Origin of the sequence: Streptomyces sp. Ac-502 (genome assembly GCF_045222935.1) — a bacterium.
In the GTDB taxonomy this organism is placed as follows: Bacteria; Actinomycetota; Actinomycetes; order Streptomycetales; family Streptomycetaceae; genus Streptomyces; species Streptomyces monomycini.
This window is the reverse complement of the sequence record NZ_JBHFFO010000001.1, coordinates 1138742-1161901: the sequence shown is the minus strand read 5'-3', so window position 1 is coordinate 1161901 and position 23160 is coordinate 1138742. Positions and strand designations below refer to the sequence as shown.

Sequence of the window (23160 nt, the reverse complement as noted above, 5' to 3'; positions counted from 1 at the left end):
CCGCCGCGGGCCCGCCCCCACCCCGACCACGGGGGCGGGCCCGCGCGCTGCCGATCGGCGTTGACCGATCATGGAAGGCATGACCGACTCCTACGTACGGGTGCGCGGCGCCCGGGAACACAACCTCCGCAGTGTCGACGTGGACATCCCGAGGGACACCGTCACGGTGTTCACCGGCGTGTCCGGCAGCGGCAAGTCCTCGCTCGCCTTCGGCACCGTCTACGCCGAGGCGCAGCGCCGTTACTTCGAGTCGGTGGCCCCCTACGCACGCCGCCTGATCCACCAGGTCGGCGCCCCGAAGGTCGAGGACATCACCGGACTGCCGCCCGCCGTCGCCCTGGAGCAGCGGCGCTCGGCCCCCACCTCCCGCTCCTCCGTCGGCACCGTCACCACCCTCTCGAACTCGCTGCGGATGCTGTTCTCGCGCGCCGGCACGTACCCGGACGACGACCCGGAGCGGCTGGACTCCGACGCCTTCTCGCCGAACACCGCGGCCGGCGCCTGCCCGGAGTGCCACGGCCTGGGCCGCGTCCACCGGGTCACCGAGGAGTCGCTGGTACCGGACCCGTCGCTGTCCCTCCGGGACGGCGCGATCGCCGCCTGGCCCGGCGCCTGGCAGGGCAAGAACCTGCGGGACGTACTCGCCGCGCTCGGGTACGACATCGACAAGCCGTGGCGCGACCTCCCGGCCGCCGACCGGGAATGGATCCTGTTCACCGACGAGCAGCCCGTCGTCACCGTGCACCCCGTACGGGAAGCGGGCCGCATCCACCGCCCCTACCAGGGCCAGTACATGAGCGCCAAGCGCTACGTACTGCACACCTTCGCCGACTCCAAGAGCGAGACACTGCGCAAACGCGTCCAGCGCTACCTGGTCTCCGCACCCTGCCCCGCATGCGACGGGCGACGACTGCGGCCGGAAGCGCTGGCCGTCACTTTCGCGGACCGCGACATCGCGGAGCTCTCCGGGCTGCCGCTGAGCGGCCTCGCCCAGTTGCTGCGCCCGACGGCCGCGTCCGACGACGACGGGGTGGCGCCGACCCTGGCCCGGGACCTCGTCGCCCGTATCGACGTCCTCACCGAGCTGGGGCTGGGCTACCTCAGCATGGACCGGGCCGCCCCCACCCTGTCCTCCGGCGAACTCCAGCGGCTGCGGCTGGCCACCCAGCTCCGCTCCGGCCTCTTCGGCGTCGTCTACGTACTGGACGAGCCCTCGGCCGGCCTCCACCCTGCGGACACCGAGGCCCTGCTCACCGTTCTCGGCCGCCTGAAGGAAGCGGGCAACACCCTGTTCGTCGTCGAGCACGACATGGACGTGGTGCGGCACGCGGACTGGATCGTGGACGTCGGGCCGGAAGCAGGTGAGCATGGCGGGCGGGTCCTGCACAGCGGGCCTGTCGCGGACCTCGCGCAGGTAACCGAGTCCGCCACCCGGCGCTTCCTCTTCGACGACGCGCCGCGCGCCCCGCGCCAGCCCCGCGAGCCCGCCGGGCAGCTGTCCCTGCACGGCGTCACCCTGCACAACCTGCGCGGGGTGGACGCCGCCTTCCCGCTCGGCGTCTTCACGGCCGTCACCGGCGTCTCCGGGTCCGGCAAGTCCACGCTGGTCACCCGGGCCCTCGCAGATGCCGTCACCGACCATCTGGGCGCCGGCCCCGACGACGAGGAGAGCGCCACGCGGGCCCGGCTCGCCGCCGCCAAGGGCCTGGAGGCGGTCGACCGCCTCGTACGCGTCGACCAGAAGCCCATCGGCCGCACCCCGCGCTCCAACCTCGCCACCTACACCGGCCTCTTCGACGCCGTACGCAAGGTCTTCGCCGCCACCGACGAAGCGCGCGCCCGCGGCTACACGGCGGGCCGCTTCTCCTTCAACGTCACGAGCGGCCGCTGCGAGACCTGCCAGGGCGAGGGCTTCATCGCCGTCGAGCTGCTCTTCCTGCCCGGTACGTACGCGCCCTGCACCGCCTGCCACGGCGCCCGCTACAACGCCGAGACGCTGGAGATCACCTACCGCGGCCGCAGCGTCGCGGACGTACTCGGCATGACGGTGGACACCGCCGCGGACTTCCTCGCCGACGTACCGGCCGCCGCCCGCAGCCTGCGCACCCTCCAGGACGTCGGCCTCGGCTACCTGCGCCTGGGGCAGCCCGCGACCGAGCTGTCCGGCGGCGAGGCCCAGCGCATCAAGCTCGCCACGGAGCTCCAGCGCGCCCACCGCGGCCACACCCTCTACCTGCTGGACGAGCCCACCACCGGCCTGCACCCCGCCGACACCGAGGTGCTGCTGCGGCAGCTGCACGGGCTGGTGGACGCGGGCAACACCGTGGTGGTCGTCGAGCACGACATGGGGGTGGTCGCGGGCGCGGACCACGTCATCGACCTGGGCCCGGGCGGCGGCGCGGCCGGCGGCCGCATCGTGGCCACCGGGACACCGGCCGAGGTGGCGGCGTCGGCGGACAGCCGTACGGCGGCGTATCTGGCGCGCCGGATCGGGGGCTGATCCGGGCGCGGGGGCCGGGAGCACGGGCCGGGGCGGGGTCGGGGGCGTGGTCCGGGGCGTGGTGACAGTCGGTTAATGTACCCAGGTCAATTCAGTGGTACAGCGACTTCAAGGGGGCACTCCCGTGGCAGACATCGAGGCGGCCAAGGCAGCGTTCAACCGGTTCGACGCGGACGGCGACGGCCTGATCACCGCGGACGAGTACAAGCGGGCGATGGCGGAGATGGGGGACCCCTACGTCACCGGCCCGGTCGCCGAGGCCGTCATCGCCGCCAAGGACGCGAACGCGGACGGCAAGCTCTCCTTCGAGGAGTTCTGGAAGTCGCTTCAGGGGTGAGCTGGGGGTGAGGCGGGGGAGCCGGGGGCGGGGCGGGCCCAGGCCCAGGGCGGGCCCAGGCCCAGGGCGGGCCCAGGCCCAGGGCGGGCCCAGGTCCAGGGCGGGCCCAGGGCGGGCCCGGGACGGCCTGTGGCGGCCTCGGGGGCGGCGCTCCAGGCGTCCGGGGCGGGTCCGTTCCGGGGGTGGAGGCCGTGGCTTCGTTTCGGTCCGCTCTGGGTAGGCCCCCGGTGGGGGGATGCGGGCGTTCGCCCCGTAGGGCGGGCGGCTCGATTCGGCCCCCGGCTCGGTTCGGCCCCGGCTCGTTTCGGCCCCCGGCTCGTTTCGGCCCCCGGCTCGGTTCGGTTGCGCGGGCTTCGGCGTGGCTACGTCTGGGTAAGCCCCCGCCGGGGGAATGCGAGCGATCGCCCCGTAGGCGCGCAGCCGCCCTCGACCCGCATGGGCCGCCCTCTGCTTGCCCCCCAACCGCCCCGAGCGGCCGGCCCCCAGCCGGCCGCCTTTTTCTTTCCCCAGCGCCTATCGCGCCCATAGATTTCCCCGATCAATCCCTTTTCCAGGTGACCGGCGCCACCCGCGGGCGCGGCGCCGCGCCAAACGGTGACGCGGACCACAAGGTTTTTCGCGGGTCGCGCGAAAACCGGGTTCCGGGGCCATTTCAAGCGGTTTTCGCCGGGTGCTCCACCCGGCCCAGAACGTGACGCGCAGCACGGGACTTCGGTCCCGTACGGCCTTCCTTAGTAAACCGTCGCGGTCTTGTCGCGGCCCGCGCTCATGGACTGGAACGCGCCGAAAGGCCCTCGCTACGTAAAGGGGCCGTAGCCGGGGCCCGTGAGCGACTATTGCTTTCCAATTTCGCCGTCGCTAATCATTGCTGAGGCGCCGGGTTGAAGCGTCGCGTAAATGCCCTCGGGGCGGACGCGGACAAGAACTCGGTTCTCGTGCCGCCAGTGGCTTCCCGCTCGTACTTCCCGCCAATGGCTGCCGTCCGCTCATTTCAGTGATGGGAAGAGGAATCCTCCGCATGACCGCTCACACCCTGCTCCGCTCCGTCCGCGTGACCAAGACCCACAAGCTCTCCGTCGCCGTGCTGGCCGCCGCCGGTGCCACCGCGGCCCTGACGGTCCCCGCCGCGACCGGTGACGCCCACGCCGCCACCTCGGCCGCCCCGGCCGCCGTCAAGCCGGTCTCCGCGAACGGCCAGCCCGCGGGTGCGAACACCAAGGCCGCCGACGCGCCCAAGGCCGGCGACGCCAAGGACGCGGCGGACACCCAGACCCTCGCCGACTCGGTGAAGGTCACCGCCGTGGCCGGCCAGGGCCACACCGCCAAGGAGGCCGCCAGCCGCGCCGCCGACCGCAAGCCGGTCGAGTCCAAGCCGCACTACGCGAACAACCTGGACGGCTGGATCAAGGAGTCGCTGGACATCATGAAGAAGAAGGGCATCCCCGGCAGCTACGAGGGCCTGCACCGCAACATCATGCGCGAGTCCAGCGGTAACCCGAACGTCGTCAACGACTGGGACATCAACGCCAAGAACGGCATCCCGTCCAAGGGCCTGCTCCAGGTCATCCAGCCGACGTTCGACCGCTACCACGTCGAGGGCACGGCCAACGACCTGACCGACCCGGTCGCCAACATCACGGCCGCCGCCAACTACGCCGCCGATCGCTACGGCTCCATGGACAACGTCAACTCGGCGTACTGAGCCCGGTGAGCAGGCAGCCGCGGCACCCGGACGGCACCGCCCGGGACCACCCTCCCGGGCCGGGCAGGCCACCGCCGCACGCCGACACGAGAGCGCCCCAGGACCACGGTCCAGGGGCGCTCCGTCGTGTTCCGGAACGTCGTGCCCGGTGCGGCCGTCACAGCCGCCCGTCGCGGTCCTCCAGGTCGGTGATCTCCCGTTCCGCCTTCGCCAGCTCGGAGCGCCGGCAGGAGTACGCGAAGTAGACGACCAGGCCGATCAGGAACCACACCGCGAAGCGCACCCAGGTCTGCCATTCCAGGAACGTGATCAGCCAGAGCGAGAAGACCACCCCGACCGCGGGCACCACCGGCATTCCGGGGGTACGGAACGTACGCGGCAGGTCGGGCCGCTTGTAGCGCAGCACGATCACCGAGACGCACACCACCACGAAGGCCAGCAGGATGCCGATGTTGGTCAGCTCGGCGGCCTCCCCGATGGGCAGGAAACCCGCGATGGCGGCCGAGGCGACACCCACCGTCCACGTCACCCGGGTCGGCACGTGCCGCCGCGGATGGGTCTTGGCGAACCATTTCGGCAGCAGCCCGTCCCGGCTCATGCTGAACCACACACGGGTGACTCCCAGCATGAACGTGAACATCACCGTGAGAATGCCGATGATCGCGCCCACCGCGATCACGTCGGCCAGGCTGCTCAGCCCCACCGACTTGAACGCCGAGGCGAATCCGCTCTCGGGGTCGATGTCCGTGTAGTTCTGCATACCGGTGAGCACCAGGCAGGCCAGGACGTACAGCACCATCGAGATCAGCAGCGAATACAGGATCGCCTTCGGCATGTGCCGCTGGGCGTCCTTGGACTCCTCCGCCGCGGTGCTCATGGCGTCGTAACCGAACACGGCGAAGAAAACTGTGGCCGCGCCCGTGAAGGCACCACTGACGCCGAAGGGGAAGAACGGTGTGTAATTGCCGGTCCTGATGTGGAAGAGACCGACACCGATGACCAGCAGCACGACCAGGACCTTCAGGCCCACGACGACGGTCTCGAAACGGGCCGCGTTCTTGATGCCGAGGGTCAGCAGATACGCGATGAGCAGGCACAGCACCGCCGCGAACAGGTCCACCCGGTGCCCCTCGCCGGTCCCCGGCGCCCCCAGCATCCAGGCGGGCAGCTCCACCCCCGTCTCGCCGAGCAGGAAGCTGAAGTAACCGGAGATGCCGATCGCGACCACCGCCACGATCGCCGTGTACTCCAGCAGCAGGTCCCAGCCGATGAACCAGCCCGCCAGCTCGCCCAGCACCGCGTAACCGTACGTGTACGCCGAGCCCGCCCTCGGGATGAGCCCCGCGAACTCGGCGTAGGAGAACGCCGCCGCCGCGCTGGCCACACCCGCGACGAGGAACGACAGCAGGACCGCCGGCCCCGCCTTGCCGTTCGCGACGGTCCCGGCGAGCGTGAAGATGCCCGCGCCGATGATGCCGCCGACCCCGATGGCGGTCAGCTGCCACAGCCCCAGCACCCGGTTGAGCTGTTCGCCCGAGCCGCCTGCCGTCTCCTGGATGAGTTCGATCGGTTTACGCCGCCACACTCCCTGTCCCGCGCGCATCATCCGCACCCCTTCCTCTCGTCGTCGGCCGACGGCCGGTCATCATGGCCCTTCGGGGGCGGCAGGGGAAGGCGACTCCCTGGCGGGGCGGAGTGGAACCAGGGAATCCGGGCACCCGGGGCGTGCGGCGGTCCGTACGAGGCCGCGTACGGACGGCCGGCACGGACACCGGCAGGACGAAGGAGCGGACATGTCGAATCACACGTACCGGGTGACGGAGATCGTGGGGACGTCCCCGGAGGGCGTGGACGCCGCGATCCGCAACGGCGTCAAGCGCGCGGCGCGGACGCTGCGGGGCCTCGACTGGTTCGAGGTCACACAGGTGCGCGGCCACATCGTCGACGGGGACATCGAGCACTACCAGGTCGGTCTGAAGGTCGGGTTCCGGCTGGAGGACTCCGAGGAGGGCTGACGGGGCCGGGTGCGGTCCGGAGGGGGCGCGCCGGGGCCCAGCGCGCCCCTGCCCTCACGAGTACCGGGTCACCAGCCCGCGGCGTCGGAAGGACGCCACCATGCGGCCCAGGAAGAACAGGGCCAGGAGGAGCAGCGTGACGGTGCCCAGCGTGGCAACCGCCAGTTCGCGCCACGGCGTGGGCCCGCCCCCGGCCAGAGCCCGCCCGGCCGCGAAGACGTGCGTCGTGGGCAGGGCCTGGGCGACCGGCTGGAGCGCACTCGGCAGCGTCGATACGGGGTAGAAGACGCCGGACAGCGGCATCACCACCGACAGCCCGCCCCAGACGAGGGCCTCCGCCCCGCTGCCGTAGCGCAGCACCAGGCCCACCACCGCCAAGGCCACCGCCCAGCCGCACAGCAGGAGCAGCGCGGCGACCGGGATCAGCCCCAGGCCCAGGGACGTCACGTCGAAGGCGTACGCGCTGAAGGCCAGCGTGGCCACCGCGAGCGTGCTCAGCGCCGTACGGACCAGAGCGAAGAGGCCCACCCCGGCCAGGTACTCCCAGCCGCGCAGCGGCGTGGTGAGCAGCCCGATCACATTGCGTGACCAGGTCTCCTCCAGGAAGCCGGTGGCCAGCGAGATCTGTGTCTGGTGGACCAGGTGCCACAGGACGGTGCCGCTGAGCAGGAAGACCGCGAACGCGGTCCCGGTGCCCAGCTCCGTGCCGGTCCCGGTGCCCGTCTGCGTTCCGCCGCCCGTCGCCTTCGCGGCGAACAGGCCGATGGAGCCGTACAGCAGCGTGTCGACGACCGGCCACACGAGGACGTCGAAGATCCGGTGCGGGCTGCGGCGCAGCACCAGCCAGTGCCGGCGGGCGACGGCCCGTACCCGGTACGCGCTGGCCGCGGCAGGACTGCGCAGGTCCGAGACCTCCACGGCGCTCATGCGGCACCGGCCCCTTCCCGTTCGGCGGCACCGGTACGGGCGTCGGTACCCGCCCCGGCGCCGTCCCGTGCCCGTTCGCGGTCCCGGGCCTCCGCGAGGTGCAGGAAGACCCCTTCCAGGTCGCGCTGCTCGAACTGCCGCGCCACCTCCTGCGGCGTACCGTCCGCGGTCACCCGCCCGGCGGCCAGGAAGACCACCCGCTCGCACAGCCGCTCCACCTCGACCATGTCGTGGCTCGTCACCAGGAGCGCGGTGCCGTGCCGCGCGCACAGATCGAGCAGCCCGGTGCGCACGCGCAGGGCGATGTCCGAGTCCAGCGCCGCCGTAGGCTCGTCCAGGACCAGCAGCCGGGGCGTGTGCAGGGACGCCTTGGCGATGCCGACCAGGGTCCGCTGGCCGCTGGACAGCTCGGTACCGATCGCGGTGGCGAGGTGGCCGATGCCGAAGTGCGCCAGGGCACTCTCCACCGCCGCGCGCGGCGCGCGCAGCCCGTACAGGTCCGCGTACAGCCGCAGGTACTCGCGCACCCGCAGCCGGTCGGGGAGCGGCAGATAGCCGGCCGCGAAGCCGACGCCCCGCATGGCGGCCGGGCGTCCGGCGGGCAGCCGGTGGCCGAGCACGTGCACACTGCCGGCATCCGGCGCGACCGCGCCCAGGCACATCAGCAGGGTGGTCGTCTTGCCCGCGCCGTTGGGGCCGAGCAGCCCGACCCGCTCGCCCTCGCGCACGGTCAGCCGTACACCGTCCACGACTCGGCCGCGGCGGTACTCCTTCACCAGGTCGTGCGCCTCCAGGACAGGCGGCGGCGCGGCGCCGCGCGCGGTCACGCGTCCGCCCCGGCCGGCTGCGGACGGCGGACCGGCGACCAGATGCGCTCGGCGCGCAGCGGCCCGCTCCGGGCCAGCAGCCTGCCGTGGTCGGCGGCGAGCGGGGCGAGCTGCGAGCCGTAGCAGTGCACCGCTTCCCGCTTGCGGGCCCACTCCTCGTCGGTCAGGACGAGGTCGTGCGCGAGGTCCATGCGGTAGCGGGACGCCAGATCCTGGTAGGAGAGCCCGAACGTCTCGTCGCCGCCGAGGGCTCGGTCGGTGTCCGGGGTGCCCCACTCGGGCAGGTGGCCGGTGTACGGGAGGTCGGCGTACAGGAGGGGCAGCGGAGCGCCCAGCTTGTCGAGGACGTGCAGGGCGCGGTCGCGCACCCGCCGGTGGTCGGCCTGGTTGGTGCCGATGGGCAGGAGGACGAGGGGGAGCGGCGTCGGCAGGGCGCTCAAGTAGGCGTCGATGTCCGTCAGTTCGTCCTCCTCGCCGTACGGGCCGTCGGGGTGGCCGAGTACGATCCGGTCCACGCCGAGCAGGGCGGTGGCCCGCGCGTCTTCGGCGAGCCGGGCGCGGTGCGCCTCGGCGGCGGTGGAGAAGCCGCAGGTGCTGTCCCACCAGGAGACGGCGTGGTGTTCGGCGGGGGCGCCGCCGAACACGGTGACCACGGTCACCGGGGCCGGGAGCCGGGGGATCAGACCCGCCAGGGAGAGGACGGCGTCGTCGAAGTGCGGGGAGAGGATGACGGTGCGCGGCGGGGGAGGCGTCATGTGGTTCCTTAGTGCTGGGGCGGTGAAGGGGCGCGGAGAGGGGCGAGTACGGGAGTGAGCGCGGCGTCCCAGGCGGCGTCGTCGCCCTCCCAGCGGCCGGGAGCGGCGGCGACGGTGCCCCAGGTGATGCCGGGGCCCACCGCGTCGCCGTCGGGCGGTGCGGTGCGGCGCAGCCAGTGCAGGTCGAAGCGGTGGCCCGGATGCTGGGCCGCGATCACCGCGCGCAGCCGGCGCAGGTCGGCGGCGGTCAGCTCGTCCCAGGCGTCGTGGTGGACGTACAGCACCCGGGCGCCGGAGCCGGCGAGGGTTCGCCAGCGCCCGGCCAGGGCGGCGAACTTGGCGCGCACGCGCGGGAGCTGCGCGTCGATGTCCGCCTGGGTCAGAGGCGTACCGGCGCCGGCCGCGGCGTGGAACTCGTGGTAGAAGCGGATGTCGGAGCCACGGTCCAGGGCGCACCGGCCCTCGTCGAACGGCTCGACCAGCCCGGGGCGCAGCACGGTGCGGAAGTCCTCCGCCACGGCCTCGACGACCGATTCGAAGTCGAGGTCCAGCCAGTCGAAGAAGTGGGCGCGGGTGACCCCCGTGACGCGCCGGATCTGGTACGTCGACTCACAGTGGTAGCCGAGGCCGACGCAGTGGTCGTACGCGTCGGCCGGTCCGTGGTCGTACGCGTCGGCCGCCCCCTGCCCGTGCCCGGCCGCCACACCAGCGCCAGCCACCCCTGCGCCAGCCGCCCCTGCGCCCGCGACCCCGGCCGGGAGCAGGTCCGCCGTCCGGACGCGGGTTTGCCCGGCGCTCACGGCCGCAGCGGGCCGTGCCAGGCCCGTCCGGTCAGATACTCCGCCGCCGCGGTGGCGTTGGCCAGTCCGGCGCCGCGGGTGTGGAGGGTCGCGGGGGCGTCGGCGGGCAGCGGGCGGGCCGGGGCGAGGCCCATCTCCACGGTGACCAGGTCCGGGCGCCGGGCCCGCAGTTCCCGGAGGACCGCGCGCTGCCAGGGGTCGCGCTCCGCGTCCCGTACGACGACCGCGAGCGGATCACCGTCGTCCGGGGGCGGAACGACCGCGGCCGGGTCGGTGCCCGGGTGCACCTCGGTGGTGGAGGCCAGCGCCCCGAGGCGCCGGAGCGGGGCCTCCAGCCCCCACGGGGCGTCACCCACCGCGAGATTGCCCGTGGTGGCCAGCCGTACGGTGTGCAGGCGGCGGCCGTCTGCGGCCCGGGTCACGCTGTGAGCGAGCAGGGCCCGGCGGGCGGCGGTCAAGCCGATGGGCTCACGGTGTCTGTCGGGCGCGGGCCCGTCGGCGTTCGGTGTGCCGGTGCGCCGGGCCGGGTCGGCCCAGGCGCGCAGCGACGCGACCCGGCAGGCCGCCTCCGCCACCCGCTCCAAGGTCAGCGTGCCCCGGTCCAGCGCCTCCCGCACGGCGTCGTGGATCTCAAGCAGCAGTTTCTCCCCGTCGGTCGCGCCGAGTACCACCAGGTCCGCGCCGGCGGCCAGCGCGGCGACCGTCGCGCCGCCGTACCCCCAGCGCCGTACGATCGGCGCCATCTCCAGCGCGTCGGTCATCACCACGCCCCGGTAGCCCAGCTGTTCGCGCAGCAGACCGGTGACGATCCGCCGGCTCAGCGTCGCGGGCAGGCCGTCCAGCCGGGAGAGCCGGATGTGTCCGGTCATCACGGCCCGGGCACCGGCCGCGATCCCGGCGCGGAACGGCGGCAGGTCCACCGCGTCCAGGGACGCCGCGTCGCGGTCGATGTCCGGCAGTTCGGCGTGCGAGTCGGTCCGGGTGTCACCGTGTCCGGGGAAGTGCTTGAGCGTGGCGGCGACCCCGGCGTCCTGGACGCCCCGTACGTACGCCGCGGTGTGCCGGGCCACCAGGTCCGGCCGGTCGCCGAAGGAACGGACGCCGATGATGGGGTTGTCCGGGCGGGAGTTGACGTCCGCGCACGGGGCCAGGCACAGGTTGACGCCCTCGGCCCGCAGGTCGCGGGCGATCGCCGTGCCCACTTCCCGGGTGAGCCCGGTGTCGTCGACGGCGCCGAGGGCGTGACTGCCCGGGTAGGCGCTGCCGCGCCGGTAGTCGAGCCGGGTCACGTCACCGCCCTCCTCGTCCAGCGCGATCAGCAGGTCGGGGCGTACGGCGCGGAGCGGATCGGTGATCTCCTCGCGCAACGAGCCGGAACCGGCGGGAAAGTTGGTCCCGAACAGGCCGACGCCCGCCAGGCCCTCGTCCGCCGCGCGCAGGATCCAGTCGGCGGGCGAGCGGCCCGCGTAGGCGGGGAGCAGGCAGGCGTTGACCAGGGGGATGTCGGCGCGCATGGGAACCTTCCGGTACGGGGCGGCGGGGGCGGCGGCAGCCCGGCGTCACGGCCGGGCCGCGGCCGGTGACGGCGCGGCGGAAAGGGGACGGTGGGCGGGGCGGCGGCCCATCGGTGGCGACACGGCGGGCGGGGAGGCTCACCGGCGGCGGGACGGTGGGCAGGGAAGCCCACCGGCAGCGGGACGGCGGGCGGCGAAGCCCACCGGTAGCGGTACGGCGGGCGGAAGCACTCACGGGTGACGGGGCGGCAGGCTGCAGGCCCACCGGAAAAGGCCCGGCGAAGTCAGTCGTCGACCCGGCGCAGCACGAGCCCGACGCTGCCACGCTTGCTCAGGTACGCGCGGCCGCCGCAGACCGGCTCCACCCGGGGCGCGACGAGCCGGATCTCCTCCACCGGCCGCCACACCGTGGAGGTGGCGAGCCACGGCCGCAGCCGCGTCTCCAGCGCCTCGGGTTCCAGGGCGAGGAAGAGCAGACCGGTGGGCAGGTCGTCGAGGAGCGCGAGGTCCTGGCCGTAGTAGAGCATCTCGACCAGCAGGTAAGCGGCGCCTTCCGGCCCGTTCTTGGCCAGCTCGGCGAGGTCTTCGGCGCCGACCCGTACGGCGTCGGTGTCCCGCTGCGCGGCGACGAGGCGGTCCCGGAAGTGCGGGTTCGGTTCGGCGGCGTGCACGGAGAAGCCGTCCGCCGCGAGCCGGGCCGTCAACGCGCCTTCACAGGCGCCGACTTCCACCAGCGGTTTCCCCCGGGCGGGCAGTGGCGCCGTACCCAGGCGGCGGTCGCGTCCAGGCGCCGGGTCTCGTACGGGGAGGTGGCGAACTCCCACGGGTCGGCGACGGCGGCGGCCTCGTCACCCAGGCTGGCGAGCAGGGCGAAGAGCCGTTCGCGTTCGGTGGGGTCGGCGCCGAAGAACCGCTCGGCGGCCGGGATGCGGGGCGTCCCCACCATGAACTCGGGCGACCGGGTGTCGAGCAGTCCGGGTGCCGCGCGGTTGACGAAATCCAGCTTGGCCGCGATCTGCGCGCGGTCGAGCGGGCGGTCGAGGTCGCTGACGAACTGGAGGAAGGGGAGTATCCGACGGCGTGCCGCACGGTCAGCACCGGCGCGGCGGCGTTCCCGGCGGCGTCGCCAGCGGCATCCGTCAGGCCGGCGCAGGCCAGGGCGGTGTCCCGGCCCACGCGTCCCCGGCTGCGCCGGTTGTCGGCGGGGAGTGGGTCCACACGCGGGCGGAGTGGCCGTCGGCGGCCCGGCGTATCAGGCCGGCGAGGGCATCGGGGCCGGGGGAGGAGGCGTCCTCCTCGGCGGACCGTACGTACGGCGCGAGCAGGGCGAGCCGTTCGGCCGGCGGCGTGCCGGCGGGCAGGGGGAGGACGTCTCCCCGGTCGGCGAGGACCACGGCGGCCGGGCCGGCGCCGGGGTCGGGGTCGGTGAGGACGGAGAGGAAGTCGAGGACGGCGTCCTCGACCCGGAGTACGACCACGATTTCGATCACGGACCGGTCCCAGGGGCAGAGCTGGCGGGGGCGGCGGAGCGGGGTGCCGGCAGCGTGCGGTGCGCGCCCAGGTCCTGTCGGGCGCGCCGGACCGGGCCGGCGGGGCGGTGCGGTGAGCAGGGCGGTGCGGGTCCGTACGGCCGGTGCGCCGTACGTGGAAGGACCCTAACCGCCCCTACCTTCGTGGTCCAGACCAATCTGGTTGACCCCTGCATTCCGGCCACCGCAGTGGCCGGAAATCACCTACGGGTACATCCCGGGCCCTACCCGGTACTCCGTACCTCGCGCCCCGTCCTCCGTACCCGGCCGGTTACGGCACGACCGTCACCGGCCAGCGCCCGGCCTTGACCAGCCGTACCGCCACCGACCCCATGATCCGGTGCCCCGCGGACTCCGACGCCCCCACCACCACGGCGTCCGCCGTCAGCTCGTCGGCCATCTGCACCATGCCCGAGTACGGGTCGCCGCGCAGCGTGTGGAACTCCCAGCGCAGGTCATAGGTCCCCTGCGCGCGCTCCGTCGCCGCCCGGATCTCCGCCATCAGCTCGTCGGCGACCTCGTTCGTCGTGTCCACGATCGGCGCCCCCATGGCCGCGCCGGCCGGCAGCACCGGCTGGACGTACACCAGGGCCAGCTTGGACCCCTGCCTCCGGGCCAGCCCCGCCGCGTAGGCGGCGGCGCGCCACGACGAGTCCGACCCGTCGACGCCGACGACGATCACCTTCGGGCCGTCCGTACCGCGCTCGAAGGGCGCGGGCGTGTTCTCCTCCACATGAGGAGGTTATCGGGCGCCTTGTACGCGTTTTACGCAGGGCTGTACGGGACCCGCGCGCGACCCCGTGCACAGGGCTGCGCGGGACCCGCGCGCAACCCGTGCACAGGGCTGTACGGGACCCGCGCACAGGGCCGTGCGCGACCGTTGCACAGCGCCGGCCATGCCCCGTACGCAGGGCTGCGCGGGACCCGTCACAGGCCCCGCGCCCCACCGGAGACGCGGCGCGGCCGCGCCCCTCACGAACCCGCGCCGCCGCCGCGCCCCGGGAGCACCGGCCGCCACGGCGCGAAGGCCGTCGCGCCGCGCGGCAGCATCGCGGCCAGCTCCGGGCAGTGCCGCAGGATGATCGAGTTCATCCCGCCGCGGGCGATCCAGTCCATGCCGAGCGGCGTGTACAGCTCCGGCCGGAAATCGACGGTCAGGAACCGGTCCGACTGGATACGGCGGGTGGCCATCAGGATGAAGATCCGGAAGGCGGTGTCGCTGAAGCCGAAGCCCTCCGGCGGGTTCTCCGCGAACAGCCCCACCATGGTGTCGACCTCGTCGACGTCGCGGTAGACCTCCTGGAGCTGCGCGACCGTCTCCGGGTCGGAGCTGATGTCCTCGAAGCGGCGCACCCGCGGCTTGTGCAGCCCGGCGCGGAAGTCGTTGTAGCGCGGCACCCCGCGCCGCCGGGTCCGTACGAGGTCGACCACCGACAGGTCGATGATCTCCCCGTCCCGCTCGAAGCGGGTCAGTGCCTGCGGGTAGTTGTGCAGGGTGATCGCGCCCGGGTGGGCGATGCCGAGGGAGTACAGCGTGTCGGTCAGCCCGGTCTTGCGGGCGACCGCTTCGGCCGCCGTGCCCTGGATGTCGTCGAACGTGACGGTCTCCACGCGCTGCCCGAAGCGGTGCTCGCGCAGCTCGTAGTCGTCCGGGATCAGCGGATGCATCCGGTAGACCGTGACGAAGTCCTCGGTCAGGGAGTACGGCACCTTGTGGTGGTCCGGCAGCGTCTCCGGAATGCCGCGCAGGGCGTGCGACTCGACCAGCCACAGTCCCAGCTTGCTCAGCCACTTGTCCGGCGGGCCCTGCCAGTTCGTCTTCAGGCCGACGTCGATGGCCTCGGTGGCCAGGATCGCCGGCGTCCACTCCACGGTGTGGATCTTCGCGATCAGCGCCGAGACGATCAGCCGGGCCGTGTGGTAGATCCGGTCCTGGCCCATGGTGGGGTACTCGGCGTGCAGCGCGTCGCACACCGCGTTGTGCTCCCGGGCGAAGAGCGTGTGCATCACACTCAGGCCCAGCCACCAGTTCTCGCTGAAGCCGGTGAGCGGGATGCCGCCCGCGCCGACCGGCAGATGCCCGTCCTCCAGGCGCAGCTTGGCGCCGTCCGGCTCGCGCAGCGACCGCGCGGTGGCCTCGTCGCCGCCGTACACCTCCGAGCCGTCCCACCACGGCGACGTGGTGTTGGTGAACAGCAGCGGCGGCTGACCGGGCCGCTCCACCCCGATGTTCTCGGCGAACCGCATCACGTCCTCGGGCGCCCCGCCGGGCGTGTTCGTCCAGGCGCTGCCGGGCGGCATCGGGATCTCCACCGACCGCTCGCCCGGCTTGTACCGCTTGTGGTTGACCCAGTCGTGCACCTGGAACTGGATCCACGCCGCGGCCAGGATGTTCAGCGAGGGCGCCGGCCGGAACGCCGTACGGTGCAGCAACTGGCGCGCCGTCGTGACCGGGTTCGGGACCAGGTCCAGGTCCGGCCGGTACACCGGCTTGAGATTGCGCCCGAAGGCCGAGCCGATCGCGCCCATCCGGGGCTCCGACAGGTCGGTGGACGAACCGTCGTACGTACGGGCCGTCCGCGCGCCCTCGTCCACCGTCTCCGGCACCGGCACGGCCTGCGGCGGCGCCTCCGGGACCTCGGCGTCGATGAGGTTGGAACGGCGCAGCGCCTGCCGCAGCGCCACCAGGTTGAGCAGACTCAGGTTCAACGGCAGCTTGTGCCACGGTATGTACCGGTTGACGGCCCGGAAGACGGCCCGCACCGGCACACCGACGACGGTGTTGCGCAGCGGCTCCTCCGTACGGAACCGGGTGCCGAGCCGGTGCCCGGCGCTCGCCCGGTACGCGGCCTTGCGCGCCCGGTTGAGGTTGCCCAGCGGACGGAACGCGTCCGTGGTGTGCCACGGGTTGAACGCCTGCGCCTCCACCCGGCGGGCCGCGGAGCGGGCCTCGGCGGTGGTGACGTCCTGCCGCGGGATCGTCAGCCGCCCGACCGGGACGACCGGCGCGTCCGTCTCCCGCCACTGCGCCGCCCCGTCCTCGATGGGCGTGCGCTCCTCGCTCACGTACCGCTGCACACACAGTTCGAACTCGACGTCACCCAGCGCCAGCCGCCCCGCCAGCTCATGGCGCAGATGGTCGGGGTCGTGCCGGTCCGGCCGCGGCGCGGGGAGCCGTCCGGCGCGGGCCGCAGCTGGTAGCGGACCGGCCCCGCGTCGCCCCACATGACCGCGCCCCGGCTCCAGTACGTCTCCCGCGCCAGCGAACCGACCACGTGCCGGGTGGCGGCCTGCACGTTGCGGCGCATCCGCGCCGCCGTACCCCAGCCGACCGCCAGCGGCAGCTTCACCAGCAGCCCGAACGCCTTCTGCAGGGTGCTGTCGGCCCCCGCCATCGCCCGGGCGAACGCCACGAACTCCCGCGCGTCGCGCGCGTGCGACACCGGGAAGTTGGTCGCGAGCAGATCGTGCGTCTCCTCCGCCGACACCTCCACCCGTACGGCGATGCCGCGCAGATCGGGCGAGATGTCCGCCTGCGGCGTACCGCTCGCGTTCGACAGTCGCACCACGGCCGGGTACTGCGCGCCCGGCTGCACGAAACCGGACGCCAGCGCGGCGGGCAGCCCCTCGTCGAACCGCAGCCGGGCGTTCTCCACCCCCAGCACCGCCTTGGCGTGGAAGGCCCGCTCGACGCCCGGTGCCCCGCTGCTCTTCCGGTTCGCGAGCTGCACTCGCATCAGCTGCCGCGCCAGCTCCTCGAAGACCACCCGCTCCGCCTCCGGGCTGCCGCCCTCGTACCTCTCGTACTGCGTGTGACTCACGGTGTCGGCCATGGCAGGACACCCTCCGTACGGAAGAAGGGGCCCGACGCTACTCGCCTCCTCCGCGGCCCGACAGGGTTCGTTTCGGGCGGATTCGTGGATCGCGGAGCGAGGCAGCAGGAGCCACGCCCGAGGCCCAAGGCCGAGACCATGACGGGCCCACGGACGGATGGCCGTGGGCCCTTGCCGTCGGCTGTCGGTCGCCATGGCCGACACGATGGCTGTGCCGGTCCCGGGTCAACCTCTGACGAGCGCTCACTCGAAGGTCTCCGCCGGAGCCGGCGGCCACACCCCTGGGCCAGCACGCCCAGTACGTACGCCTTGGCGACCAGGGCGGTACGGCCCTGCACGCGCCAGCGGCGGGAGAGGCGGGTGAGGTGGTAGTTGACGCCGTCGACGGTGAGGCCGAGGTGACTGCCGATGCTGGCCGTGGTCGCTCCGGCGGCGGCCAGGGCGAGGATGCGGGTCTCGACGGGACTGGCCACCTCGCGCCCCGGGGCTGGCGGTGCGTCCTCGTGGACCCGGAGCAGGGCCAGCAGGGCGGGCAGGTCCTCCGACGGGTCGCCGACCGGGTCGACCGTCAACTCGCCCTCCCGCTCGGTGCCGTCCGCGCCGGTCCGCCAGCGCACTCCGACCGGGTACCGGGACCTGCGGCCCATGCGCAGCGCGTCGACCAGCCGGTCTATCTGCGCCTGCGACCGGGGCCGGAAGAGGTCCAGCAGGTTGCGGCCGCGCAGCTGTCCGGGTGCCGCGCCCCACTCGGCAGCCATCGCCGGATTGGCGATCAGCACCTCGCCGCGCGCCTTGCACACGGCGATCGGCACCGGGATGCGGTCCAGCAGGATCAGGAAGTAGTTGCGCCACGGGCCCGCCGCGCTGTCCGCCATCGCCTCTTCCATTGCCCCTTCTCCGGTCCGGCCGCAAGAGCGGACAGCGAAAAACCACTGCACAATCATGCAGTTACCCGGCGTCGCACGGTACACCGGGCGGGTCACGCTGGAGACATGACCGAGACGATCCCGTTCGAAGCAGCCGACGGCGCGGTGCGCCCGTACGAGGAGGAGGTGCCGGTCGTCGACCTGTCGGCCACCGGCCTCACCTCCACCCCGCTCCAGCAGGCCATGGACCTGGTCCGCGAGCACGGCCCGATCTACCGGCGACGGCTGCACGGTCACGAGGCGACGTTCGTCTCCTCACTGGAACTGGTCACCGAGCTGGCCGACGAGGAGCGCTTCTCCAAGGGCATCGCGGTCGCCCTGGAGAACGTCCGCGAGTTCGCCGGGGACGGCCTGTTCACCGCGTACAACGACGAACCGAACTGGGCCAAGGCCCACGACATCCTGATGCCGGCCTTCGCGCTCGGCTCGATGCGCACCTACCACCCGGCGATGCTGAAGGTGGCCCGCCGGGTCCTCGGCAGCTGGGACCGGCACGCGGCCGACGGGACGCCCGTGGACGTCCCCGACGACATGACCCGGATGACCCTGGACACCATCGGCCTCGCGGGCTTCGGCTTCGACTTCGAGTCGTTCTCCCGCGACACCCCGCATCCCTTCGTCGAGGCGATGGTCCGCTGCCTGGAGTGGAGCATGACCCGCCTCGGCCGGAAGCCGGGCGGTGACTACACCGAGCAGGACGCCGCCTTCCGGGCCGACGCCGACTACCTCGCCTCGGTCGTGGACGAGGTCATCGCCACCCGTACGGGCGAGGGCGGCGACGCTGACGGGAGCCCCGACGCCGCCGACACCTCCGACGACCTTCTCGGACTGATGCTCGGCGCCACCCACCCCGCCGACGGCACCACCCTCGACCTGGCCAACATCCGCAACCAGGTCATCACCTTCCTCATCGCCGGTCACGAGACGACCTCCGGCGCGCTCTCCTTCGCCCTCCACCACCTGCTCAAGGACCCGGCCGCGCTGCGCCTGGTCCAGCGCGAGGCGGACGAACTGTGGGGCGACGCGACCGACCCCGACCCCTCCTTCGAGGACATCGGCCGGCTGCCCTTCACCCGGCAGGTCCTCAACGAGGCACTGCGGCTGTGGCCCACCGCCGCCGCCTTCAGCCGCCAGGCCCGTGAGGACACCCTGCTCGGCGGCCGCTACCCGCTGAAGGCCGGCCAGCTGGTCACCGTCCTCACGCCGATGCTGCACCGCGACCCGGTGTGGGGCGACAACCCGGAGCTGTTCGACCCCACCCGGTTCGCGCCGGAGGCCGAGGCGGCCCGCTCCCCGCACGCGTACAAGCCCTTCGGTACGGGTGAACGCGCCTGCATCGGGCGGCAGTTCGCGCTGCACGAGGCGACGATGCTGCTCGCCATGCTGGTGCACCGCTACCGTCTCATCGACCACGCGGACTACGAGCTGCGCATCAAGGAGACCCTGACCCTCAAGCCGGACGGCTTCACGATCACCCTCGGCAGGCGCACCCCCGCCGACCGCGCGGCCCTGCGCGCCGCCCTCGCGATCCTGCCCGGCGGGGCGGCGGAGCCGGACGACTCGCAGGCGGGCGCGGACGACGGGCTGCCCACCCGGGTTCATCAGGACACCGCCCTGCTCCTGCTCCACGGCACCAACTACGGCACCTGCCGCGACTTCGCCGAACGCATCGCCGACCAGGCCACCGGCCTCGGCTTCACCACCGAGGTCGCGCCGCTGGACGCCGCGGCCGGCGTCCTCCCCGCCGACCGCCCGGTCGTCATCGTCACCGCCTCCTACAACGGCCGGCCGACCGACGACGCGGCGCGGTTCATGGAGTGGCTGGACAGCGACCAGGCGCGGGCCGAAGGCGTGCCGTACGCCGTCCTCGGCGTCGGCGACCGCAACTGGGCCGCCACCTACCAGCGCGTACCGACCCTGCTCGACGAGCGGCTGGCCGCCCTGGGCGCCGAGCGGCTGCTGCCGCGCGGCGAGGCCGACGCGTCCGGCGACCTGAACGGCGCGGTCAAGGCGTTCACGGCCGCACTCCGCACCGAACTGCTCGTACGCTACGGCGACCCGGCAACGATCGGCGCGAACGCCGCGGCCGACGCCACGGACACGTCCTACACCGTCCGCGAGGTCACCGGCGGCCCCCTGGACGCGCTCGCCACCCGCCACGGCCTCCAGCCGATGACCGTCACCGAGGCGTACGACCTCACCGCCCCCGGCCACCCCCGCGTCAAGCGCTTCCTGCGCCTCGCCCTGCCCGAAGGCGTCACCTACCGCACCGCCGACCACCTCGCCGTACTCCCGGCGAACGGAACGGCGGCCGTGGAGCGCGCGGCACGCGTGCTGGGCGTGGACCTCGACACCATCCTCGACATCCGCGCGGGCGCGGGCCGTGCGAGCCGGGACGCCCTCCCGGTCGACCGCCCCCTCACCGTACGGAGCCTCCTCACCCACCACCTAGAACTGGGCGCCCGCCCCACACCGGACCAACGCGCCGCACTCGCCGCCCACAACCCCTGCCCGCCCGAGCGCGCCGCCCTCGAAGCACTCACCGACGACGACCCGCGGACCGTCCTCGACCTGGTCGAGGCATACCCGGCTCTGCGCGGCGAGCTGTCCTGGCCGACCCTCCTCGACCTGCTGCCCGCGATGCGCATCCGCCACTACTCCCTCTCCTCCTCACCCGCCGCCGACCCGCGCCACGCCGACCTGATGGTCTCGCTGCTCCCCGGTGGCACCGGCTCCGCACACCTGCACACACTCCGGCCCGGCGACACCGTCCTGGCCCGGGTCCAGCCCTGTCGGGAGGCGTTCCGCCTCGACCCGGCCGACCCGGCGCCGGTCATCCTGGTCGCGGCCGGCACCGGCCTGGCCCCCTTCCGCGGCGCCGTGGCCGACCGCGTGGCCGCCGCCGCCAACAGCCAACTCTCGTCGGCCCTGCTCTACTTCGGCTGCGACGCCCCCGACGCCGACTACCTGCACGCCGACGAACTCCGGCAGGCCGAAGCAGCCGGCGCGGTCTCCCTCCGCCCGGCCTTCAGCACCCGCCCCGAAAACGACTGCCGCTACGTCCAGCACCGCATCGCCGCCGAGGCCGACGAGGTCGGAGCCCTGCTCGACGCCGGAGCACGGGTGTACGTCTGCGGCGACGGCAGTCGGATGGCCCCCGGCGTACGGGCCGCCTTCCGCGCCCTGCACGCGGCCCGCACGGGCGCCACGGACGAACAGGCCGAGACCTGGCTGCGCGAACTGACGGACGCCGGACGGTATGTGGAGGATGTGTACGCGGCGGGGTGATCCGGGGGCGGACTGCCCCTGGGACGCGCTCGGCCGCTGATGGTGTGCCCCGCCTCTGCCGGAGCAGAGGCGGGGCATCCGTCTTCTGGCGGCCCCGGGCGGGCAGGGGTCGCCAGAGGATCACGATCAGCACGCCGGACTTGCCGGGACCACCCCCGCCCACGCGGGGACCACTGGGGCCTGGAGCTCGCGATGGCCCTGTCCCGGGGGCCACCCCCGCCCACGCGGGGACCGCAGCTCCCGGCCTGCGCCCCCTCAGCCGCCGGCCGCCGACGTTACTCGGCTTTACCGGCGTCAGCGCTGACCCGCCCCACGCACGGGGTCTGGCTCCCGCCGCCGACCGGCGGCAAGGTGGACGATGGCGGAGCCGACCTCCGCACAGCGGCCGATTCACCTGGGGGCGCGCCATGACCAAGGCTCTGATCATCGGTGGAGGCATCGCGGGCGCGGTGACCGCGATGGCTCTGCGGAAGGCGGACATCGACGCGGAGGTCTTCGAGGCGTATCCGACCGGCGCGGACGACGTCGGCGCGTTCCTCGTCGTGTTCGCCAACGGGCTGGAGGCGCTGCGCGTCATCGGGGCTCACGGCCCGGTCGTGGCGAACTCTTTCCCCGCCGAGCGGGTGGAGTTCCTCAGCGGTACGGGCAAGCGGCTCGGCGGGCGCGCCATCGCCGGCTCCACCGGCGAGACCGGCATGGGGCCCCGTACGCTCACCCGTGCCACCCTCTACCGCGTCCTGCACGACGAGGCGCGCCGCCGCGGGATCGCCGTCCGGCACGGCAAGCGGCTGGTCGCCGCCGAGACCGTCAGCGGCCGCCGGGTGGTGGCCTCCTTCGCGGACGGCAGCCGGGCCGAGGGGGACCTGCTGATCGGCGCGGACGGCATTCACTCGGTGGTCCGCAAGATGATCGACCCGGCGGCGCCCCGGCCCCGCTACACCGGCCAGCACACCGTCTGCGGCTACACCCGTGACGTCGAACCGGCGTCCGCGCCCGACACGTACACCATGATCTACGGCAGGCGGGCTTTCTTCGGATGCACGGCGGCACCGGACGGGGAGGTGTGGTGGTTCTCCAACGTGCCGGGGCCGGAAAGGTCCCGGCAGGACTTGGCCGCTGTCACGGCAGGCCAGTGGCGGCAGCGGGTCACGGCGCTGCTCGACGGCGACCGCACCCCGGCCGCGGCCGTCGTCCGGGCCACCGGCGACCGCGTCGTCGGCTCGCACGCCTACGACCTCGCTTCCACGCCGCGGTGGTTCTCCGACACCATGGTGATCATCGGCGACGCGGCGCACGCCGCCGCGCCGAACGCCGCCCAGGGTGCCTCGATGGCGATCGAGGACAGCGTCGTACTCGCCACCTGCCTGCGCGACCGGCACGAGCCCCGGCGGGCCTTCGCCGCGTACGAGGAACTGCGCCGCGAGCGGGTGGAACGGGTGGTCGCGCACAGCGCGCTGATGGCCCGCCGCTCGGCGCCGGGGCTGGCGCGGCGGCTGGTCCGCGACGTGATGCTGCCGCGCAGCGTCGCGCGCGGTGGCGACGGGGCCGACGCCTGGCTGACCGGTTACCGTATCGACTGGTGAGCGCCGGTGGGCGACAGGATCGAGCCGGTACGCGCTCGTGAGTGAGCGCCGCGGAGCGAGAGCCCGGGCCCGGCTACCGCTCGTCGGCCGCCCGCAGATGAACGACCACCAGCGCCACCCCCGCCACCACGAAGTTGCGCGTGGCGGCCTCCAGGCCGTTCCAGGTCTTGGACTGCCACATGGAGAACCATTCGCCGCCGATCGCGATGAAGCCCGCGCCGAAGAGCAGCAGCACCATCAGCAGGCCGGCGGTGGCGACACGGCGCGCCCCGGCGTAGCCCGAGCCCCGGCGCAGTTCGCGTGCCCACAGGGCGGTTGCCGCGACGAGGACCAGCGCCGCGACCGTCTCCCAGGCGATGATCAGGACGTACGCGATGTTCTGGAGCGTGGTGGACTCGACGGCCCGCCACATCAGGTCCGGGTCCTTGAAGGTGGTGTCCATGGCCAGGACGTGCTGGACGAACGCCTGGTTGGTGCCGAAGTCGGTGATGTTGCCGAACGCGACGAGCGCCATGTAGAGCGCGACCGTGCCGGTGAGCACGGTCGCGGCGAGGGGAGGGCCTGGAGCGGTCTGGTGGCGCGTATCGGCATTGCGGTTCTCCCTGGCGTGCGGTGAGGGTGCGT

General features: G+C 73.4%; 17 protein-coding genes and 2 pseudogenes. 6 read left to right on the top strand and 13 right to left on the bottom strand.

The window, feature by feature from the left end; genetic code table 11:
• Window positions 1-79: 79 nt before the first annotated feature.
• The 3 genes from uvrA to ACEXOX_RS04995 all read left to right on the top strand — a co-directional run bounded on the left by uvrA (window position 80) and on the right by ACEXOX_RS04995 (window position 4539).
• Window positions 80-2500, top strand: coding sequence for an excinuclease ABC subunit UvrA (uvrA, locus tag ACEXOX_RS05005; RefSeq protein WP_406519262.1), 2421 nt, complete (start codon window positions 80-82; stop codon window positions 2498-2500).
• A gap of 124 nt (window positions 2501-2624) precedes the next feature.
• Window positions 2625-2837 (top strand): EF-hand domain-containing protein, encoded by a 213-nt coding sequence (locus ACEXOX_RS05000; protein ID WP_030998454.1) that lies wholly within the window; start codon window positions 2625-2627, stop codon window positions 2835-2837.
• 1018 nt (window positions 2838-3855) lie between these two features.
• Window positions 3856-4539, top strand: coding sequence for a transglycosylase SLT domain-containing protein (locus ACEXOX_RS04995; protein WP_406519261.1), 684 nt, complete (start codon window positions 3856-3858; stop codon window positions 4537-4539).
• A gap of 157 nt (window positions 4540-4696) precedes the next feature.
• On the opposite strand, the gene ACEXOX_RS04990 is transcribed toward ACEXOX_RS04995, so the two are convergent.
• On the bottom strand, window positions 4697-6142 hold the full coding sequence (locus ACEXOX_RS04990; protein WP_406526232.1) for an amino acid permease: 1446 nt from the start codon (window positions 6140-6142) through the stop codon (window positions 4697-4699).
• Window positions 6143-6332: 190 nt separating this feature from the next.
• Between ACEXOX_RS04990 and ACEXOX_RS04985 the strand changes: the two genes are divergently transcribed.
• A complete protein-coding gene (locus ACEXOX_RS04985) occupies window positions 6333-6554 on the top strand; it encodes a dodecin (protein ID WP_030023328.1) in 222 nt (73 codons plus the stop codon).
• 54 nt (window positions 6555-6608) lie between these two features.
• Here the strand turns inward: ACEXOX_RS04985 and ACEXOX_RS04980 are convergent, their stop codons facing one another.
• The 11 genes and pseudogenes from ACEXOX_RS04980 to ACEXOX_RS04930 all read right to left on the bottom strand — a co-directional run bounded on the left by ACEXOX_RS04980 (window position 6609) and on the right by ACEXOX_RS04930 (window position 17626).
• Window positions 6609-7481, bottom strand: coding sequence for an ABC transporter permease (locus ACEXOX_RS04980; RefSeq protein WP_406519260.1), 873 nt, complete (start codon window positions 7479-7481; stop codon window positions 6609-6611).
• On the bottom strand, window positions 7478-8308 hold the full coding sequence (locus tag ACEXOX_RS04975; RefSeq protein WP_406519259.1) for an ABC transporter ATP-binding protein: 831 nt from the start codon (window positions 8306-8308) through the stop codon (window positions 7478-7480). The genes ACEXOX_RS04980 and ACEXOX_RS04975 overlap by 4 nt, the downstream gene beginning before the upstream one ends.
• Window positions 8305-9063, bottom strand: a complete 759-nt coding sequence (locus ACEXOX_RS04970) for a PIG-L deacetylase family protein (protein WP_406519258.1) — start codon at window positions 9061-9063, stop codon at window positions 8305-8307. Before ACEXOX_RS04970 ends, ACEXOX_RS04975 begins: the two co-directional genes overlap by 4 nt.
• An 8-nt stretch (window positions 9064-9071) precedes the next feature.
• A complete protein-coding gene (locus ACEXOX_RS04965; RefSeq protein WP_406519257.1) occupies window positions 9072-9767 on the bottom strand; it encodes a papain-like cysteine peptidase in 696 nt (231 codons plus the stop codon).
• 92 nt (window positions 9768-9859) lie between these two features.
• A complete protein-coding gene (locus ACEXOX_RS04960; RefSeq protein WP_406519256.1) occupies window positions 9860-11377 on the bottom strand; it encodes a glycoside hydrolase family 3 protein in 1518 nt (505 codons plus the stop codon).
• A 284-nt stretch (window positions 11378-11661) separates the two neighbouring features.
• Window positions 11662-12108, bottom strand: coding sequence for a hypothetical protein (locus tag ACEXOX_RS04955; protein ID WP_406519255.1), 447 nt, complete (start codon window positions 12106-12108; stop codon window positions 11662-11664).
• On the bottom strand, window positions 12078-12323 hold the full coding sequence (locus tag ACEXOX_RS04950; RefSeq protein WP_406519254.1) for a hypothetical protein: 246 nt from the start codon (window positions 12321-12323) through the stop codon (window positions 12078-12080). Before ACEXOX_RS04950 ends, ACEXOX_RS04955 begins: the two co-directional genes overlap by 31 nt.
• Before the next feature lie 193 nt (window positions 12324-12516).
• The gene (locus ACEXOX_RS04945) at window positions 12517-12867 is read right to left on the bottom strand and encodes a hypothetical protein (RefSeq protein ID WP_406519253.1); all 351 of its coding nucleotides are present in this window, start codon (window positions 12865-12867) and stop codon (window positions 12517-12519) included.
• A 310-nt stretch (window positions 12868-13177) separates the two neighbouring features.
• Entirely contained in the window at window positions 13178-13639 is a 462-nt protein-coding gene (locus ACEXOX_RS04940) for a universal stress protein (protein WP_406519252.1), read from the bottom strand.
• 239 nt (window positions 13640-13878) lie between these two features.
• Window positions 13879-16739: pseudogene (locus tag ACEXOX_RS04935) on the bottom strand (peroxidase family protein).
• Between the two features lie 243 nt (window positions 16740-16982).
• Window positions 16983-17626 (bottom strand): annotated as a pseudogene (locus tag ACEXOX_RS04930) (PAS domain-containing protein).
• Window positions 17627-17731: 105 nt separating this feature from the next.
• Here ACEXOX_RS04930 and ACEXOX_RS04925 point away from each other — a divergent pair.
• Window positions 17732-20953 carry a cytochrome P450 gene (locus tag ACEXOX_RS04925; protein WP_406519251.1) on the top strand — a complete coding sequence of 1074 codons (3222 nt, stop codon included), beginning with the start codon at window positions 17732-17734 and terminating at the stop codon, window positions 20951-20953.
• A gap of 407 nt (window positions 20954-21360) precedes the next feature.
• On the top strand, window positions 21361-22536 hold the full coding sequence (locus ACEXOX_RS04920) for an FAD-dependent monooxygenase (RefSeq protein ID WP_406519250.1): 1176 nt from the start codon (window positions 21361-21363) through the stop codon (window positions 22534-22536).
• 73 nt (window positions 22537-22609) lie between these two features.
• On the opposite strand, the gene ACEXOX_RS04915 is transcribed toward ACEXOX_RS04920, so the two are convergent.
• Window positions 22610-23050 (bottom strand): DUF2165 domain-containing protein, encoded by a 441-nt coding sequence (locus ACEXOX_RS04915; RefSeq protein WP_406526231.1) that lies wholly within the window; start codon window positions 23048-23050, stop codon window positions 22610-22612.
• Window positions 23051-23160 lie beyond the last annotated feature (110 nt).